This is a genomic window from Escherichia sp. 93.0816, assembly GCF_013368855.2.
Lineage (GTDB): Bacteria > Pseudomonadota > Gammaproteobacteria > Enterobacterales > Enterobacteriaceae > Escherichia > Escherichia ruysiae.
On sequence record NZ_JABWNC020000005.1, the window covers coordinates 161,339 to 178,908 of the forward strand.

Sequence of the window (17,570 nt, forward strand, 5' to 3'; positions counted from 1 at the left end):
GTTGGCCACGTTTTACAGCAACGGGCTGAAGAAGTAAAACAGTCGCTCGGCAACGCGCTGCCAGAGTGGTCGTTTCGCCCACAATCGCGCATCAAGTAAACGTGAACGCGAAATATAATCGTCCTGAACGGCGGCGAGGTCAGCACCAAAACCTTTATCGTCGATCGCCAGCGTGATTTCAAAGTTCAGCCAAAGACTACGCATATCGAGGTTAACGGTGCCCACCAGACTTAACTCGCCATCGACCAGCACGCTCTTGGTATGCAGTAATCCGCCTTCAAACTGATAAATTTTAACCCCTGCAGCCAGTAGTTCAGTAAAGAACGCGCGGCTGGCCCAGCCAACCAGCATTGAGTCATTTTTACGTGGCAGGATAATACTGACATCAACACCACGTTGCGCTGCCGTGCAAATAGCGTGAAGCAAATCATCGCTGGGCACGAAGTAGGGCGTCGTCATAATTAAATATTCGCGCGCCGAATATGCAGCGGTGAGTAGGGCCTGGTGAATCAGGTCTTCCGGAAAGCCGGGGCCAGAAGCAATGGTATGGATCGTATGACCGCTGGCCTGCTCAAACGGCATAATATTGACGTCTGGCGGTGGTGGCAGAATGCGTTTTCCAGTTTCAATCTCCCAGTCACAGGAATAAATAATCCCCATTGCAGTAGCAATAGGACCTTCCATGCGCGCCATCAGGTCAATCCATTGTCCTACACCTGCATCCTGTTTGAAGAAGCGCGGATCGACCATGTTCATGCTGCCGGTATAAGCAATGTAGTTATCGATCATGATCATCTTGCGGTGCTGGCGAAGATCCATACGGCGTAAAAATACGCGCATCAGATTAACTTTTAGGGACTCGACCACTTCGATACCGGCATTACGCATCAGTTCTGGCCACGGACTGCGGAAGAACGCGACGCTACCGGCGGAATCGAGCATTAGTCGGCAATGAATACCGCGTCGGGCTGCTGCCATCAATGACTCAGCTACCTGATCCGCCATACCGCCGGGTTGCCAGATATAAAACACCATCTCAATATTATGCCGGGCGAGCTGGATGTCGCGGATTAACGCCTGCATTACATCATCAGATTCGGTCATCAGTTGTAGCTGATTTCCTTTGACCCCGGCGATCCCCTGACGACGCTCGCAGAGCTTGAATAACGGCCCGGCGACACTGCTGTTTTCTTCCGCGAAGATATGTTTACAGGCTTTAAGATCGTTAAGCCATTTAGCGGTAGAAGGCCACATCGCTCTGGCGCGTTCGGCACGGCGTTTACCTAAGTGGAGTTCGCCGACTGCAAGATAGGCAATAATTCCGACCAGCGGCAGAATATAAATGATCAACAGCCAGGCCATGGCGGAGGGAACTGCACGTCGTTTCATCAGAATGCGTAATGTTACGCCTGCAATGAGCAACCAGTATCCCAGAATGGCCAACCAACTCACCAACGTATAAACGGTTGTCATAGATTAGAAATCCTTTTGAAAGCGCATTGTTATGAGTTTACGCATATGGATTCATCTGGCAAATAAAAACGCGGGAAAAGCACTGGTCAGCGTCGGGGGCGAGGGTATAATGACCGCTCTGTTATTGCATAGAGTAGTTAACATGAAGCGGAGTAGAACGGAAGTGGGACGCTGGCGTATGCAGCGTCAGGCTAGCCGGCGTAAATCGCGTTGGCTTGAGGGGCAGTCTCGCCGAAATATGCGTATCCACAGCATCAGGAAGTGCATTCTAAACAAACAGCGTAACTCGTTATTGTTTGCGATCTACAATATCTGAATGTTCCGGGCACCATCGCGGTGCCCGATAAGTTTGCCTTCAGCCTTTATAATCTATTTTTGCGCCGATTCATTACTGCCAGTTTTCGTTTCATCGTCATCGCTGAAAATACCATGCCCGGAGTTCAGCAACATTGAGACGAGCATATCATTATTAATCTCTTCACCATTTAAAACCCGCGCCAGAATTTCGCTGCCAAAAAGCTGCGGCGAAAGAATGATGTCCGGATGTACCATTTTAATTTTGTTCAGGTTTTTGCTATCACTGACCGCAAGCACCGTTTTGACATCTTTGCTCATATCTTTGGCTGACAGGACGACAAAAGCGTTATCTGCATCGTTATCACTGAGCGCCAGAATAGCCCGACAGTGATCGATTCCCGCTTTCTTTAATACCGAACTGTCATTGCTGTCACCGGGAATAACATCAGCATTGTCGCCTAAGCGTTGCTCAAGTTGTTTGATGTCATCTTCTGGCAAGTTACTGATAACAGTTACGTTTTGTCCGCGTTGATTCAGTTGTAGAATCGTGTTGATTGCCAGAATGGAGTGACCGCAAACAATAAAGTGATCTTTACGATTCATCGTATGCTTGTTTCCTTTCACAAGTTTATTGAATCCTCCTCGGATAAGGGGACCAAAAATAGAGGTCATGGAGGTGGCGAAAACGGTAATGCCAGAAATAATGACGGAAATAGTAAACAGGCGTGCCGATTCAGAAACGGGGACGATATCGCCATAGCCCACGGTTGACATCGTTTCTATCGAAAAATAGAAGGCGGTCATCAGGCTCTCTATTCGCGGATTGAAACCCTCGCTTAAATACAGCGCGCCGTAGGTGGAGTAAAACAGTAACGTCGTAAAACTAATAAAAGCAAAAATTGTCCCGGCTGCGGCACTACTGTGTGAGAAGTCTTTGCGCAGCACCAGTAAAATTACCAGCGTAAAGATGCAAAAACCGATGCTGAATTTCAGCCAGGGATAAAAATGAAGGGTGTAAATCAGTGTTATTAACAACAAAATAATACTGATTGCCCATGCCAGTTTTGCCCGAAATAACAAGCCGATCGAATTCAGAACAAGAAAGACGCCGAGCATAAACAGCGGCGCATTGGCCAGCAAGGAGAGATCAAGTTCCGAAAACGCCTGGATATGGAAGATATCGAGCAGATTGACCGACATACCATAGATTGTTTTAAAAATAAGCAATCCATTTAAAAAGACGGCTAGCGCGATAATATCGTGCCGCAGGGTCACCCATAAATTTACTGCTGTTTGCCTGAATGTAGCCCAGTGACTCACTGATACCTCTGTAACCACAATTTTGTTTAATTATCTCTACGCGTACATAATGTGAGCATACATGCGACGCGTGAATATGTTAAACAATAGTAGATGACTTTATCCGCAGTAATCAAAGGATTTGATTGAGCAATACCTTGTCCGGGAGGGGCATTTTTCCTGAATATGCTGACATCGTATAAAGAAATACAGATAAAGTTATTATCTGTTTGTGATGGTGGCTGCGATGGCATACCTACAAGGAAAGGCCAAACAAGAACACGGTTGCTAAAACCGTGTTCTAAGATGTGGAGCCTCTATTCAGAACACTTTCTTAAAGGGCTTTACTGAAACTTGTTCGTACACTCCGGCCGCCACGTAAGGATCGGCATCGGCCCAGGCTTGCGCTGCTTCCAGAGATTCAAATTCAGCAATCACCGTCGAACCGGTAAAACCTGCGGCACCAGGATCATTGCTATCAACTGCTGGCATTGGTCCCGCAGTCAGCAAACGACCTTCATCATGCAGTAACTGCAAACGCGCTAAATGTGCCGGACGAACGGAAAGGCGTTTTTCGAGACTATCGGCTTTGTCTTGAGCGTAAATTACATACAACACGGGCACAACTCCTTGTTCGGAAAAGTTGTAAAGTACGTTATTTGAAAGGGCGAAGATCTGCAACGGAAAGATGATGTCTTTGTTAAGAGTCTGGATAAAGTCAGGCTAATTACGCCAAAAATTGCGTTTTCACTGATCCTGATCGCTTTGTGTTATTGAATATGATTGCTATTTGCATTTAAAATCGAGACCTGGTTTTTCTACTGAAATGATTATGACTTCAATGACCCTTGATTTACCTCGCCGCTTCCCCTGGCCGACGTTACTTTCAGTCTGCATTCACGGTGCTGTCGTGGCGGGTCTACTCTATACCTCGGTACATCAGGTTATTGAACTACCTGCGCCCGCGCAGCCGATTTCTGTCACCATGGTTGCGCCAGCCGATCTTGAACCGCCACAAGCTGTTCAACCGCCACCAGAGCCGGTGGCGGAGCCAGAGCCGGAACCTGAACCAATACCAGAACCGCCAAAAGAAGCGCCGGTGGTCATTGAAAAGCCGAAGCCGAAGCCGAAACCTAAGCCAAAACCGAAGCCAGTGAAAAAGGTGCAGGAACAGCCAAAGCGTGATGTTAAACCAGCGGAGTCGCGTCCGGCATCTCCGTTTGAAAATACGGCACCAGCGCGCCCGACCACCAGCACGGCAACGGCTGCAACCAGCAAGCCGGTTACAAGTGTGGCGTCAGGTCCGCGCGCATTAAGCCGTAATCAGCCGCAGTATCCAGCGCGCGCGCAGGCATTGCGCATTGAAGGGCAGGTTAAAGTTAAATTTGACGTTACACCGGATGGTCGCGTGGATAACGTACAAATTCTTTCCGCCAAACCCGCAAACATGTTTGAGCGCGAAGTGAAAAACGCGATGCGCAGATGGCGTTACGAGCCGGGTAAGCCAGGAAGTGGGATTGTGGTAAATATTCTGTTTAAAATTAACGGCACCACCGAAATTCAGTAAGCAAAAAGTCAAAAGCCTCCGACCGGAGGCTTTTGACTATTACTCGACAGGTAAGGCGCGAGGCTTTCCTTCAGGATCAACCGCGACATACTTAAATAATGCTTCCGTCGCTTTATAGCGTTGCCCAAGTGGTTCAGACGCTACCTTTTTCACCCACACTTCAATATTAATGCTGACAGATGTTGTCCCTTTCTTGACACAGCGCGCATAGCAGCACACCACATCACCGACTGCTACAGGTCGCAGAAAAGTCATGCCTTCCACGCGAACGGTCACGACGCGACCATGTGCAATTTCTTTTGCCAGAATGGCACCACCAATATCCATCTGCGACATCAACCAACCACCAAAAATATCGCCATTGGCATTGGTATCGGCAGGCATGGCTAAAGTTCGTAAAACCAGATCGCCCTGGGGGACGTTATGTGTTGTTGACATGGTAAAACCGACTAAAAAGGAAAATCACAGGCGCGATGCTACTATGATTTTCCTGAGGAGAACAGAGGAGATACAGCGCCAGCCCCGAAGGACTGGCAGTCTGGTTATGATTTATCTTCCTGTGGCATGTGGCGGTAGATATAGATACCGCTTAACAGCGTGAAGATTAAGGTGAGGGCGGTCAGACCGAACACTTTGAAGTTGACCCAAATATTTTGTGGCAGCCAGAAAGCGATATAGATGTTTGCCAGCCCGCAAAGGATAAAAAAGACTGCCCAGGCCAGATTCAACTTCGACCATACTGGCTGCGGCAGGGTAAGCTCTTTACCCAACATACGTTGAATCAGCGGCTTTTTCATTACCCATTGGCTAACCAACAGGGCACCGGCAAACAGTGCGTAAATAACGGTGACCTTCCATTTAATAAACTCATCATTGTGGAAGAAAAGCGTCAGACCGCCGAAGACGACCACCAGAACAAAGGTGATCAGGGCCATCTTCTCAACCTTACGAAAGCGAACCCAGCTATAAATAAGCACAATCGCTGTGGCGACGATCAGCGCCGCAGTTGCCGCATAGATGTCATAAATCTTATAGAACGCGAAGAAGACAACCAGCGGTAGAAAATCAAGAAACTGCTTCATTTTACGATTCCGTAATCAAATGCTTAGGGTTATTGGCGAATCAACATGTACAGACGGAACAGATAGATGAGCAATACGGCTGAAATCAGGTTGCTCAAGGTGTTCGCCAGTACAGCGCCAATTTCTGGGGTTAATGCGGCAAATGAAGAGGCAAACAGCAACAACAGAGTTTTTGCCAGTAACCAGCTCAATACCGCAGGTGCCACCAGACGCATATTCGCCCATGTCAGCCGCATACTGCTGCGCATGGAGGCGAAAACGCCCATTTTATCCTGGACTAGCATCACGGGAGCCAACGCCAGCAGGATGGCCATGATGATACCAGGAACGACCACCAGCATGATGCCTATTTGCACAATCAATGTCGTCAGGAGGATTAGCAAGAATAACTTCGGTAATACCGGAGCGCTCGCGCCAATTGCCCGTAACGCGCTGACCCGCTGACCGGCGGACACTAGCTGGATCATTAATAATACGCCGCCCGCAAGAATGGCGTTACCGATTAATCCTGAAAAGGTAGAAGCGGCAGACGCACGCAGCAAAATCTGCTGTTGTTCCGGGGACATATTTTGTACCAGGTCGAACAACCCACCGCCGCCACTAACGGGTACACCGTCATTGAGCTGCGCAAGTTGAGCGTCACTGGGTGAGAAAACATGTCCTAACACCACTGTGATAAATGCACAAAGCAACGATACCAACAGAATGGTCATAAATTGATTACGGAAGAAATTTCCGGTGTCACGGTATACGGACTGCGCCGTGATAGACATGCACTCTCCTTGAGTTTTATGCAGGTGTTAATTAGCGGGCAATTGTACCCTGGTTAGCCTCTCAGTGGCAGCATCAGGTCATGTATGGAAAAGCATATCTTTGTAAAGCGGAGGTAATTGTTGGCATTTATGTGTGCAGACAGGAGCAAGTAGCGAGCGCGTTAATATTTGCGCAGCGAAAATATATAAAAATTGATTTAAATCACGTTAACCAGGATTTTTGATACAACTTCTAAATTAATCCAGATCAATAAATGGTGATTTAGAGAATGTAGTGTGATCTGTGTAGGATCATTTGTTACCCCAATGTAGGTATATTTGTCACGTTTTTATAACCATAACGACGGAGCGGATATGAAAAAATTAACAGTGGCGGCTTTGACAGTAACAACTCTTCTCTCTGGCACGGCCTTTGCGCATGAAGCAGGCGAGTTTTTTATGCGTGCAGGTTCTGCGACTGTGCGTCCGACAGAAGGCGCTGGTGGTACATTAGGAAGTTTGGGTGGGTTTAGTGTGACTAATAACACTCAGTTGGGCCTGACGTTTACGTATATGGCGACTGACAATATCGGTGTTGAATTACTGGCAGCGACGCCTTTTCGCCATAAAATTGGTACTCGCGCGACCGGTGATATTGCAACAGTCCATCATCTGCCGCCAACACTGATGGCGCAGTGGTATTTTGGTGATGCCAGCAGCAAATTCCGTCCTTACGTTGGTGCCGGTATTAACTACACCACGTTCTTTGATAATGGATTTAACGATCATGGCAAAGAGGCCGGGCTTTCCGATCTCAGTCTGAAAGATTCCTGGGGAGCTGCCGGGCAGGTGGGGGTTGATTATCTGATTAACCGTGACTGGTTGGTTAACATGTCAGTCTGGTACATGGATATCGATACTACCGCCAATTATAAGCTGGGCGGTGCACAGCAACACGATAGCGTACGCCTCGATCCGTGGGTGTTTATGTTCTCAGCAGGTTATCGCTTTTAATTCCCCGCAAAAATGACCCCGTAATTACGGGGTCAATAAGGACATGGCATAAAGGGTATTATTTCTTCGCCTCTACGCCATCAGCTTCAGAGCGAATTAAAAATTTCTCAGTTGTTTGCGGAATATGCTGAATCAGCCAGTCGGCCATCTGCTTTTCCTCATTTAAAATCGCTTCGATGACCGGAACAGAGGCGGTATCACCGGCATTTTTTGCCGCAGCTAATAGTGAGGTATAGCAGGCGATTTCAAATTGCTCGAAGACATAGCCGCTAATTGAACCTTTTACAATTTCATCAGAAGGGAAAATACCACCAATAGACTGCCCAAGTGCCGCCATTTTACTCATCGAATCTTTAATGACTGAGCGCGAAATGTCATTACGGTCAAGAATAGTCTCCAGTTGAACAATCTGGTTTTTAGTTTCGCTAAGATGTTGTTCAATACGTGCGCGTAAATCAGGATAATTATCTATGCGGCTGGCCATTGATTCAAGCATAGATTCTGCTTGTTTTTCCATTGCATGGGCGTCACGTAGCCAGTCATGATAATGTTCAATACGATTCATGAAAATGTCCTCTTTATAAAATTACTGAAAGTTGAAGTTCATATTTCAGGCTTTATTTTCGGCTTTCTTATTTACGTTATTAAGGGCCAGATCAGTCAGTTTGATATCGGTAGCCTTTTCTTCTTCCAGGCTTTCTTTAAGAAGCTTCGCTGCTTTACGATAACCTAACTGTTCAGCCAGCGTCGCTAATGTCCCGTAACTGGCAATCTCATAGTGCTCGACTTTCTGTGCGGCGGCAATCAGTGCGGCATCACGCACTTCGTTTTTCTCAGTGCTTTCGATGACCTCATTAGCTTCTTCAATGAGTCCTTCCATTGCTACACACTTCATGCGTTTAATTTTAAGATTTGATTCGGATTCTACGACTTGATCAATACGTTCTATCTGTCCATGAGTTTCCTCAAGGTGCGCATGAAAAGCCTGGCTTAATTTTTCGTTAGATGTCGCTCTGGAAAGTTTTGCCAGCGCGCGAGTTAACTGTTTTTCTGCGCTGTAGGTGTCTGAAAGCAGGTGAATAAATACATCTTCAATGGTCTTCATATTCATATTTTTCTCCAGTGAAATCACTGCGAGCCAGAAGGCTCGCAGATGCAATTATCTTTATCAGCTGATATTAATAATTAACGGTGGATCAGGATTTTCCTGATTTATTACCACCGCTTTGTTGACCGCCTTTTTTACCCGCTTCGGATGCGCGTTGCGGATCATTTTTAAAATTACCGCCGCTGTGCTGACCGCCTTTACGACCTGCGTCGGATGCCTTCTCACGATCTTCGGCGAAATTTCCTGAACCACCACGATGTTCGGCCATGTTATTTCTCCCGTTGCGTTGCATTGTTTCATTAATATGAGTGTTGTGTGTCGACACTCATTAAAATTAGTCGCTAATGAGAATTAGTCAAATTAAGCGTGACAAGAAAGAGGATGGGAAATATATTTTGAGGAAAGTTCTGGATATATTAACAATTGCCTGAGGAATAAGTGACTTAGGAAAAATTATTGATTTTACTGGTGTTATGTTGCGGGATTAATTTGTTTGATTATATTACTGTTGGGCGGAAAAATGACGTAAGTTGACGTATGTTAGGGCTAAGCGAAACAGTAAAAAGGCAAATAATAAATAAAATTAAGATTTTTCTGGCTTCGTTAAGGGAATACAAAATGCCGTCAGCAGAACTGACGGCTGTGGGATTAACTGCGTGTTGCCGCTTTCATCGGTTGTACAAAAGCTTTCAATGCTACCAGCATTTTCTCTGGCTCATTAATATGTTGCTCGATGATTTTAACAATTGCCGAACCAGAAATCGCGCCCGCAGCTCCTGCATCAATCGCTGCTTTTACCTGTTCCGGGGCAGAAATACCAAACCCTTGTAACGGAGGCGCAGCGTTGTACTCTTTCAGCTTCGCGACCAGATGATTGATGGGTAACGCGGCGCGTTTTTCAGCTCCGGTCACGCCTGCACGTGACAGCAAGTAGGTGTAACCACGACCGTAAGAGGCAATCTGGCGCAGCAAATCATCATCGGCATTGGGCGGGCAGATAAAGATAGGTGCAACATTATGGCGCAACGCGGCCTGACGGAAGGGCGCAGACTCTTCCACGGGCACATCGGCAACCAGCACCGAATCGACGCCGGCTTTCTCGCACTGGGCATAAAATTCATCAATGCCTTTGTTAAACACCAGATTGGCGTACATCAGTAGGCCAATGGGAATCGTTGGGTGCTTCTGGCGAATCAGCGCCAGCATTTCAAAGCACTGCGCGGGAGTAACACCAGCCGCAAAGGCGCGCAGGGTCGCGTTTTGAATGGTCGGGCCATCTGCCAGCGGGTCGGAGAAGGGGATGCCTAACTCCAGCGCGTCAGCACCGGCTTCAATTAGCGCATCAATAATCTTCAGCGACTGCTCAATGCCAGGGTCACCGAGAGTCACGAAAGGAACAAATGCGCCTTCTTTGCGCTCCTTCAACTGGGCAAACAGAGTTTCATAGCGTTCCATCAGATTTCCCCTCGAGCTTTCAAAATATCGTGAACGGTGAAGATGTCTTTATCGCCGCGACCGGAAAGGTTAACAACCAGCAGCTGCTCTTTTTCCGGATTTTCGCGCATCATTTTCAGCGCATGAGCCAGGGCATGGGAGGATTCCAGCGCCGGAATAATCCCTTCATGCAGGCACAGCGTTTTAAAGGCTTCCAGTGCTTCATCATCGGTAATTGACACGTAATCAGCGCGTCCAATGCTGTTGAGATACGCATGTTGCGGCCCGACGGACGGGAAATCCAGTCCGGCGGAGATGGAGTAAGATTCTTCAATCTGCCCGTCTTCGGTCTGCATCATCGGTGCTTTCATACCGAAATAGATGCCCACGCGACCATGTTTTAACGGTGCGCCGTGCTCTCCGGTTTCGATACCGTGACCACCAGGCTCCACGCCAATCAGGCCGACGTCGGTTTCGTTGATGAAATCAGCAAACATACCGATGGCATTAGAACCGCCGCCAACGCAGGCGATAACGGCATCCGGCAGGCGACCTTCTCTTTCCAGAATTTGCGCTTTCGTTTCTTCGCCAATCATCCGCTGAAACTCACGCACAATGGTCGGGTAAGGATGCGGGCCTGCTGCGGTGCCCAGCATATAGTGCGCGGTTTCATAACTGCCTGACCAGTCGCGCAGCGCCTCATTACAGGCATCTTTCAGCGTAGCGGAACCGCTATGCACCGGGATCACTTCTGCGCCCATTAAGCGCATACGAAAAACGTTAGGCGACTGGCGTTCAACGTCTTTGGCTCCCATATAAATGCGGCATTTCAGGCCGAGCAGGGCGCTGGCAAGGGCAGACGCCACGCCATGCTGACCAGCACCGGTTTCGGCGATGATTTCGGTTTTACCCATCCGCTTCGCCAGCAACGCCTGACCCAGCACCTGGTTGGTTTTATGTGCGCCGCCGTGCAATAAATCTTCGCGCTTCAGGTACAGCGTGGTTTTAGTGCCCGCCGTAATGTTCTGGCATTTAGTCAGCGCGGTCGGACGTCCGGCATAGTTTTTCAGCAGATCGTTGAACTGAGCCTGAAATTCAGGATCCTTTTGCGCGCTGACGAAGGCCTCTTCCAGCTGGCGCAGGGCAGGCATCAGGATTTGTGGCACGTACATGCCGCCAAACTCACCAAAATAGGGGTTAAGTAATGTTGTCATTGTTCCTTTCCTTAATATGCGCGCAGTGTCTGAAAGACCGAGGCCAAAAGATGTGCATCTTTGATGCCCGGTTGTGACTCTACAGCAGAATTAAAATCAAGCCCGGCGCAGCCGGTTTGTGCCGCTTCCACGCAGTTATCTGCGCCTAAGCCACCCGCCAGCAGGACGTTGCCAAGCGATTGACCATTTAACAGTGACCAGTCGAAACGTTGCCCGCTCCCACCCTGACCGTTGTCGAAAACATATTTATCAATGTGCTGAAAATCGCGCGCGGGCAGGGTTTCTCCAACGCTCAATGCTTTCCAGATGGCAACGTTTGCTGGCAGAGCATCACGCAGTGCGTCGATATATTGCTGATCTTCATTGCCATGCAGTTGTACTGCTGCCAGCGATAAGGTATTCGCTTTTGCTAGCACATCGGTGAGGTCGTGGTTACGGAACACGCCGACATACTGTAGTGGCGCCGCAGTCATTACTTCTTGCGCCTGTTTAACGCTGACGCAGCGCGGCGATGTCGCAACAAAAATCAATCCGCCGTAAATCGCGCCTGCGTCATAAGCTGCTCTGGCATCTTGTGGGCGAGTCAGGCCACACACTTTATTCTCGCCCAGTAGTACCCGACGCACGGCGGCGTGCAAATCGTCATGGGCCATCAACGCCGAACCAATCAGAAAACCGTTAGCGAAGTGGCTTAACTCGCGTACCTGAGCGTAAGTATTGATGCCGGATTCGCTGATTACCGTCACGTTGTGCCCCAGTTTCGGCGCAAGCTCGCGGGTACGGTTGAGATCAATCGACAAATCACGCAGATCGCGGTTGTTGATGCCAACGACCCTTGCCCCCAATGCAATGGCGCGCTCCAGTTCCTCTTCATTACTGACTTCGGTCAGCACACCCATCTCCAGACTGTGGGCGACGGCGGCAAGCTGGCGATATTGTTCGTCATCCAGTACTGAAAGCATTAATAAGCAGGCATCGGCCTGGTAATAGCGCGCCAGATAGATCTGGTAAGGATCGATAATGAAGTCTTTACATAAAATCGGCTGCGGGGCGATTTGGCTGACGATGGGGAGGAAATCAAAGCTCCCCTGAAAATATTTCTCATCAGTCAGCACCGAAATTGCCGAAGCGTAATGTTTATAAATGGCGGCAATGCGTGCTGGATCGAAATCATCACGGATCACGCCTTTTGACGGCGACGCTTTCTTGCACTCCAGAATAAACGCCGTGCGCGCACCCTGTAGCGCATCATAAAAATGTCGCGTGCTCGGCTGAACCTCATTCTGAAAACTGGCCAGCGGTTGCTGCTGTTTGCGGGCTTCTATCCAAATCGCCTTGTCTGCGACGATTTTCGCTAAAACGGTTTGCATCATTTACCCTCGTGCCGCCAGTGCGGTGACTCTGTCGTAAGCGGAACCACTGCGCAGTACCTCAAGAACGGTTTGCGCATTGGCTTGCAGATCTTCATGGCCATGCAGGCGCATTAACATGGCGACGTTCGCAGCGACGGCTGCTTCATGGGCGGCGTCGCCTTTACCTTGTAACAAACGTGTTAAAATGTCACGGTTTTCTTCCGGTGTTCCGCCTGCCAGTTGCTCCTGGTGGTAGGGAGTCAGGCCAAAATCTTCAGCGGTCAATTGATAGCTCTTAATTTCGCCGTCATGCAGCTCGGCAACGATTGTCGGCGCGTGTAATGAAACTTCATCCATCCCGCCGCTGTGCACCACCGCCGCGCGTTGATACCCCAGCACGCGCAAGGTTTCGGCAATCGGCAGCACCAGTTCCGGACTATAAACACCAATTAACGCCAGCGGCGGATGCGCCGGGTTAATCAATGGCCCCAGCACGTTGAACAAAGTGCGGGTTTTCAGTTGCTGACGAACTGGCATCGCATGGCGGAATCCAGTGTGATATTTCGGCGCAAAGAGGAAACAAACACCTAACTCGTCCAGCGCCTGGCGCGATTTATCGGCATTCATATCCAGGTTGATACCAAACGCTGCCAGCAGATCCGACGAACCCGATTTACTGGAGACGCTGCGGTTGCCGTGCTTCGCCACTTTCAGGCCACAAGCTGCTGCAACAAAAGCACTGGCGGTAGAAATGTTGATACTGTTGCTGCCGTCACCGCCGGTGCCGACGATATCGGCAAACAGATAATCCGGGCGCGGGAACGGCGCGGCATTTTCAAGAAGCGCAGTTGCTGCTCCGGCGATTTCGTTCGGGTGCTCGCCGCGAATTTTCATGCTCACCAGCGCCGCCGCCAGTTGTTCCGGTTTCAGTTCGCCACGCACCACTGCTGAAAAAAGCTGGTGGCTTTCCTGCTGACTAAGGGTCTGCGCCTGATACAGTTTTTCCAGAATCGGTTGCAGCGTGTTGGTCGGCTCCAGCTTTTGCTGGGCCCAGGCCAGCGTTTGTTCCAGCAAGCGAGCGCCCTGAGTGGTGAGAATGGATTCCGGATGGAACTGGAATCCACAGACGCGATCCGCATCATGACGAACCGCCATCACCATGCCATTAAAATGGGCATTGATGGTTAAACCGGCCGGAATGTTACTGCCAACCAGCGAGTGATAACGCGCCACCGGCAGTGGGTTTGTTAACCCGGCAAACATCGCCTGACCGTCATGTTCAATGCTCGACGCTTTACCGTGCAGAATTTCGCCCGCCTGGCCGACATAACCCCCATAGGCTTCGACAATCGCCTGATGACCGAGGCAAATGCCAATAATCGGCAGCTTGCCGCGCAGACGGGTAAGCAGTTCCGGCATACAACCCGCTTCGCTTGGCACACCGGGGCCAGGAGAAAGCATCAGCACCGGATTGCTCATCGTCGCCAGGCGTTCAATTAAGGTCTGCGCCGGAATATGGTTGCGGTAAATCAACACGTTATGACCATTGCTGCGCAACTGATCTGCCAGGTTGTAAGTAAAAGAGTCGATATTATCGAGCAGCAGAATGTCAGCCATCAGAAAGTCTCCTGTGCATGATGCGCGGTGGCGATAGCGCGCAGTACAGCGCGGGCTTTATTACGGGTTTCGTCGGCTTCCGACTGCGGAACAGAATCAAGAACCACGCCAGCACCGGCTTGCACGGTGGCGATGCCGTTTTCCACCAGCGCCGAGCGGATCACAATGCAGGTATCGAGATCGCCGTGTGCGGTGAAATAGCCTACCGCGCCGCCGTAACTGCCGCGTCGACGACCTTCTGCTTCGGCAATTAACTGCATGGCTCGCACTTTTGGTGCGCCACTTAACGTGCCCATATTCATACAGGCGCGGTAAGCGTGCAGGGCGTCGAGATCGTGGCGCAATTCACCGACAACGCGGGAAACGAGATGCATAACGTAAGAGTAACGGTCAACTTTGGTGAGATCGGCGACGTAGCGGCTGCCGGGGGCGCAAATGCGTGCCAGATCATTACGAGCGAGATCCACCAACATCAGATGTTCCGAAAGCTCTTTATGGTCGGTACGCATCTCCAGTTCAATGCGGCTGTCGAGGTCTCTGTCCAGTGAACCATCGGCGCGACGACCGCGTGGGCGTGTTCCGGCAATCGGGTAGATTTCAATCTGGCGGCTGGTGGCGTCATACTTGAGCGAACTTTCCGGCGACGCGCCAAACAGGGTGAAATCATTATCCTGCATAAAAAACATGTACGGGCTGGGATTACTCTTTTTCAGCACGTAATAGGCCGCCAGCGGTGACGGGCAGGGTAGTGAGAAACGGCGAGAGGGTACGACCTGGAAAATCTCTCCGGCGCGAATCGCTTTTTGCAACGAACGCACGACACCGCCGAACTCTTCATCACTTTGATTACACTCACAACGCATATGCGGCACAGAAACCACCGGCAGCGGCGGTGCGGTTTCGGTTAGCTGTTGGCGAAGTTCAGCAAGGCGTGCGGTGAGGCGCTGTTTTTCTTCTTCATTTGGAGCAAACAGGCTGGCCTGAATACGGGTACTTTTCTTCTGATGGTCAATCACCATCAGCGTTTCAGCGAGATAAAAACAGAAATCAGGGCAGCTATTTTCCGCCGTTAGTTGCGGTAAATCTTCAAATCCTGCGACCAGGTCATAAGAGAACAGACCGCCAAAGAACATTGCTTCCCGTTCTTCCTTTGGCATATCCAGCAGATTCTGCAATAAGCGGAAAGCGTCAAAAACAGAAAGGGAGCATAAGCGAGCGTCTTCATCCAGCAGTGAACTGACAGGGGGGAAGCGCAGCACACGGCAGTTTGGTGATTGTTCATTTTCCACACCCGCTGGCAGGGCTGCATCCAGCAATGTCAGAAGTGCTTCGCCATTGCCGGAAAGTGCCTTAATTGTGACAGTGTCACCTAAAGCTGTAATGCGCAGCGCACTGTCCACCAACAGCAGGCTTTTTAAATCATCTTTACTGTCGATATCCGCCGATTCCAGCAGCAGCGTTGCAGGACGATCCCCACACAATTGGTGAAAAAGTGCGGTTGGATTGTCGCGATAAGCACCTTCGCAGGTTAACAGTTCGAGAGTCGGTTTTTGTGTTTGCATTGTTATTCTCGTTAATTTTGTTCAAAAAAAAGCCCGCTCATTAGGCGGGCTGGGTATCTGATTGCTTTACGCATGGTGAATACACTGCCCGTTTCAGGAAGTGCGCCACCAACCTTTCAGTACGAAAATCGCTTTCATTGTCGATACCCTTTTTACGTGAACTTGCGTACTAGTTAACTAGTTCGATGATTAATTGTCAACAGCTCATTTCAGAATATTTATCAGAACCGTTATGATGTCGGCGCAAAAAACATTTTCCAAAACGGGAGTGCGCCTTGAGCGACACAAATTACGCAGTCATTTATGACCTGCACAGCCATACCACGGCTTCCGATGGCTGCCTGACGCCAGAGGCGCTGGTACACCGTGCCGTAGACATGCGCGTCGGCACCCTGGCGATCACTGACCATGACACCACAGCAGCAATCGCACCAGCAAGAGAAGAAATTTCACGTTCAGGACTGGCGCTGAATCTTATTCCAGGCGTGGAAATTTCTACCGTATGGGAAAATCATGAAATTCATATTGTCGGGCTGAATATTGATATTACTCATCCGCTAATGTGTGAGTTCCTGGCGCAGCAAACCGAACGGCGCAATCAGCGGGCGCAGCTAATTGCCGAAAGACTTGAAAAAGCGCAAATACCTGGTGCTCTGGAAGGCGCGCAAAGACTGGCGCAGGGGGGCGCAGTGACGCGCGGTCATTTTGCTCGTTTTCTGGTCGAATGCGGCAAAGCCAGTTCAATGGCGGATGTCTTTAAAAAATATCTGGCGCGTGGGAAAACCGGATACGTTCCGCCGCAGTGGTGTACAATAGAACAAGCTATTGATGTCATTCATCATTCTGGCGGTAAGGCGGTGCTAGCTCATCCTGGGCGGTACAATCTTAGTGCTAAATGGCTGAAAAGATTGGTTGCGCATTTTGCCGAACACCACGGCGACGCGATGGAAGTCGCGCAGTGCCAGCAATCGCCCAATGAACGCACCCAACTGGCGACACTTGCCCGCCAGCACCATTTATGGGCATCACAAGGATCTGATTTTCATCAGCCGTGCCCGTGGATTGAACTGGGTCGTAAACTCTGGCTGCCCGCAGGCGTTGAAGGCGTCTGGCAGCTATGGGAACAGCCGCAGAACACCACAGAGAGGGAATTATGAGTCAGTTTTTTTATATTCATCCTGATAACCCGCAGCAACGTCTGATCAACCAGGCGGTAGAGATTGTGCGTAAAGGCGGGGTGATTGTTTATCCAACCGATTCCGGCTATGCGCTCGGCTGTAAAATTGAAGATAAAAACGCCATGGAGCGTATTTGTCGTATTCGCCAGCTGCCGGACGGTCACAACTTTACTCTGATGTGTCGCGATCTGTCTGAACTTTCGACCTATTCCTTTGTGGATAACGTCGCGTTTCGCCTGATGAAAAACAACACGCCAGGTAACTACACTTTCATCCTGAAGGGAACGAAAGAGGTGCCACGCCGTTTGTTGCAGGAAAAACGCAAAACCATCGGGATGCGCGTACCGTCTAACCCCATCGCTCAGGCGTTACTTGAGGTGCTGGGTGAACCGATGCTTTCCACTTCGTTAATGCTGCCGGGTAGCGAATTTACTGAATCCGATCCGGAAGAGATTAAAGACCGTCTGGAAAAACAGGTGGATTTAATTATTCATGGCGGCTATCTCGGACAGAAACCAACAACGGTCATCGACCTCACCGATGATACGCCAGTCGTGGTGCGTGAAGGCGTGGGTGATGTGAAGCCTTTCTTATAAGAGCGTAACTCTGTATACTACGCGG

General features: G+C 49.7%; 20 protein-coding genes and 1 other annotated feature. Of the genes, 5 read left to right on the forward strand and 15 right to left on the reverse strand.

The annotated features are described in order from the left end of the window. Positions 1–12 precede the first annotated feature (12 nt). Complete coding sequence (gene cls, locus HEM79_RS08420) at positions 13–1,473, reverse strand: cardiolipin synthase (protein ID WP_000214525.1); 1,461 nt, start codon at positions 1,471–1,473, stop codon at positions 13–15. A 142-nt stretch (positions 1,474–1,615) separates the two neighbouring features. Here cls and HEM79_RS08425 point away from each other — a divergent pair, with 142 nt between their 5' ends. After that, positions 1,616–1,789, forward strand: coding sequence for a YciY family protein (locus tag HEM79_RS08425; protein WP_001309467.1), 174 nt, complete (start codon positions 1,616–1,618; stop codon positions 1,787–1,789). 53 nt (positions 1,790–1,842) lie between these two features. Here HEM79_RS08425 and kch read toward each other — a convergent pair whose 3' ends face one another. After that, complete coding sequence (gene kch, locus HEM79_RS08430) at positions 1,843–3,090, reverse strand: voltage-gated potassium channel protein (RefSeq protein WP_010350461.1); 1,248 nt, start codon at positions 3,088–3,090, stop codon at positions 1,843–1,845. A 300-nt stretch (positions 3,091–3,390) separates the two neighbouring features. Beyond that, positions 3,391–3,687, reverse strand: coding sequence for a YciI family protein (locus HEM79_RS08435; RefSeq protein WP_000967596.1), 297 nt, complete (start codon positions 3,685–3,687; stop codon positions 3,391–3,393). 223 nt (positions 3,688–3,910) lie between these two features. Here HEM79_RS08435 and tonB point away from each other — a divergent pair, with 223 nt between their 5' ends. Further along, positions 3,911–4,636: a TonB system transport protein TonB gene (gene tonB / locus HEM79_RS08440; protein ID WP_176241287.1), complete on the forward strand. Its 726-nt coding sequence runs from the start codon at positions 3,911–3,913 to the stop codon at positions 4,634–4,636. A 39-nt stretch (positions 4,637–4,675) separates the two neighbouring features. Here the strand turns inward: tonB and yciA are convergent, their stop codons facing one another. The 3 genes from yciA to HEM79_RS08455 form a co-directional block, all read right to left on the reverse strand. Further along, entirely contained in the window at positions 4,676–5,074 is a 399-nt protein-coding gene (gene yciA, locus HEM79_RS08445) for an acyl-CoA thioester hydrolase YciA (RefSeq protein WP_000108155.1), read from the reverse strand. A gap of 104 nt (positions 5,075–5,178) precedes the next feature. Beyond that, on the reverse strand, positions 5,179–5,718 hold the full coding sequence (locus HEM79_RS08450) for a septation protein A (RefSeq protein ID WP_000808667.1): 540 nt from the start codon (positions 5,716–5,718) through the stop codon (positions 5,179–5,181). 29 nt (positions 5,719–5,747) lie between these two features. After that, positions 5,748–6,491: a YciC family protein gene (locus HEM79_RS08455; RefSeq protein WP_000028528.1), complete on the reverse strand. Its 744-nt coding sequence runs from the start codon at positions 6,489–6,491 to the stop codon at positions 5,748–5,750. A 354-nt stretch (positions 6,492–6,845) separates the two neighbouring features. Here HEM79_RS08455 and ompW point away from each other — a divergent pair, with 354 nt between their 5' ends. Beyond that, complete coding sequence (ompW, locus tag HEM79_RS08460) at positions 6,846–7,484, forward strand: outer membrane protein OmpW (protein WP_176241006.1); 639 nt, start codon at positions 6,846–6,848, stop codon at positions 7,482–7,484. A 58-nt stretch (positions 7,485–7,542) separates the two neighbouring features. Here the strand turns inward: ompW and HEM79_RS08465 are convergent, their stop codons facing one another. The 9 genes from HEM79_RS08465 to trpL all read right to left on the reverse strand — a co-directional run bounded on the left by HEM79_RS08465 (position 7,543) and on the right by trpL (position 15,909). Further along, complete coding sequence (locus HEM79_RS08465; protein ID WP_176241007.1) at positions 7,543–8,049, reverse strand: ferritin-like domain-containing protein; 507 nt, start codon at positions 8,047–8,049, stop codon at positions 7,543–7,545. A gap of 45 nt (positions 8,050–8,094) precedes the next feature. Further along, positions 8,095–8,595, reverse strand: coding sequence for a YciE/YciF ferroxidase family protein (locus tag HEM79_RS08470; protein ID WP_176241008.1), 501 nt, complete (start codon positions 8,593–8,595; stop codon positions 8,095–8,097). Positions 8,596–8,680: 85 nt separating this feature from the next. Then, complete coding sequence (locus HEM79_RS08475) at positions 8,681–8,860, reverse strand: con-10 family general stress protein (protein WP_000807651.1); 180 nt, start codon at positions 8,858–8,860, stop codon at positions 8,681–8,683. 380 nt (positions 8,861–9,240) lie between these two features. Further along, positions 9,241–10,047 carry a tryptophan synthase subunit alpha gene (gene trpA, locus HEM79_RS08480; protein ID WP_176241009.1) on the reverse strand — a complete coding sequence of 269 codons (807 nt, stop codon included), beginning with the start codon at positions 10,045–10,047 and terminating at the stop codon, positions 9,241–9,243. After that, entirely contained in the window at positions 10,047–11,240 is a 1,194-nt protein-coding gene (trpB, locus tag HEM79_RS08485) for a tryptophan synthase subunit beta (RefSeq protein ID WP_021550874.1), read from the reverse strand. The genes trpA and trpB overlap by 1 nt, the downstream gene beginning before the upstream one ends. A gap of 11 nt (positions 11,241–11,251) precedes the next feature. Further along, positions 11,252–12,613, reverse strand: coding sequence for a bifunctional indole-3-glycerol-phosphate synthase TrpC/phosphoribosylanthranilate isomerase TrpF (trpCF, locus tag HEM79_RS08490; protein ID WP_176241010.1), 1,362 nt, complete (start codon positions 12,611–12,613; stop codon positions 11,252–11,254). Beyond that, the gene (gene trpD, locus HEM79_RS08495; RefSeq protein WP_176241011.1) at positions 12,614–14,209 is read right to left on the reverse strand and encodes a bifunctional anthranilate synthase glutamate amidotransferase component TrpG/anthranilate phosphoribosyltransferase TrpD; all 1,596 of its coding nucleotides are present in this window, start codon (positions 14,207–14,209) and stop codon (positions 12,614–12,616) included. Continuing rightward, positions 14,209–15,771 carry an anthranilate synthase component I gene (gene trpE / locus HEM79_RS08500; RefSeq protein ID WP_176241012.1) on the reverse strand — a complete coding sequence of 521 codons (1,563 nt, stop codon included), beginning with the start codon at positions 15,769–15,771 and terminating at the stop codon, positions 14,209–14,211. Before trpE ends, trpD begins: the two co-directional genes overlap by 1 nt. Before the next feature lie 23 nt (positions 15,772–15,794). Continuing rightward, positions 15,795–15,888: a sequence feature (Trp leader region), on the reverse strand. Next, entirely contained in the window at positions 15,865–15,909 is a 45-nt protein-coding gene (trpL, locus tag HEM79_RS08505; RefSeq protein ID WP_001700591.1) for a trp operon leader peptide, read from the reverse strand. (Overlaps the previous feature by 24 nt.) A 137-nt stretch (positions 15,910–16,046) precedes the next feature. Here trpL and rnm point away from each other — a divergent pair, with 137 nt between their 5' ends. Both rnm and HEM79_RS08515 read left to right on the forward strand, forming a co-directional pair. Beyond that, positions 16,047–16,928, forward strand: coding sequence for an RNase RNM (gene rnm, locus HEM79_RS08510; protein WP_176241013.1), 882 nt, complete (start codon positions 16,047–16,049; stop codon positions 16,926–16,928). Next, entirely contained in the window at positions 16,925–17,545 is a 621-nt protein-coding gene (locus HEM79_RS08515; RefSeq protein WP_001516499.1) for an L-threonylcarbamoyladenylate synthase, read from the forward strand. The genes rnm and HEM79_RS08515 overlap by 4 nt, the downstream gene beginning before the upstream one ends. Positions 17,546–17,570: the final 25 nt, after the last annotated feature.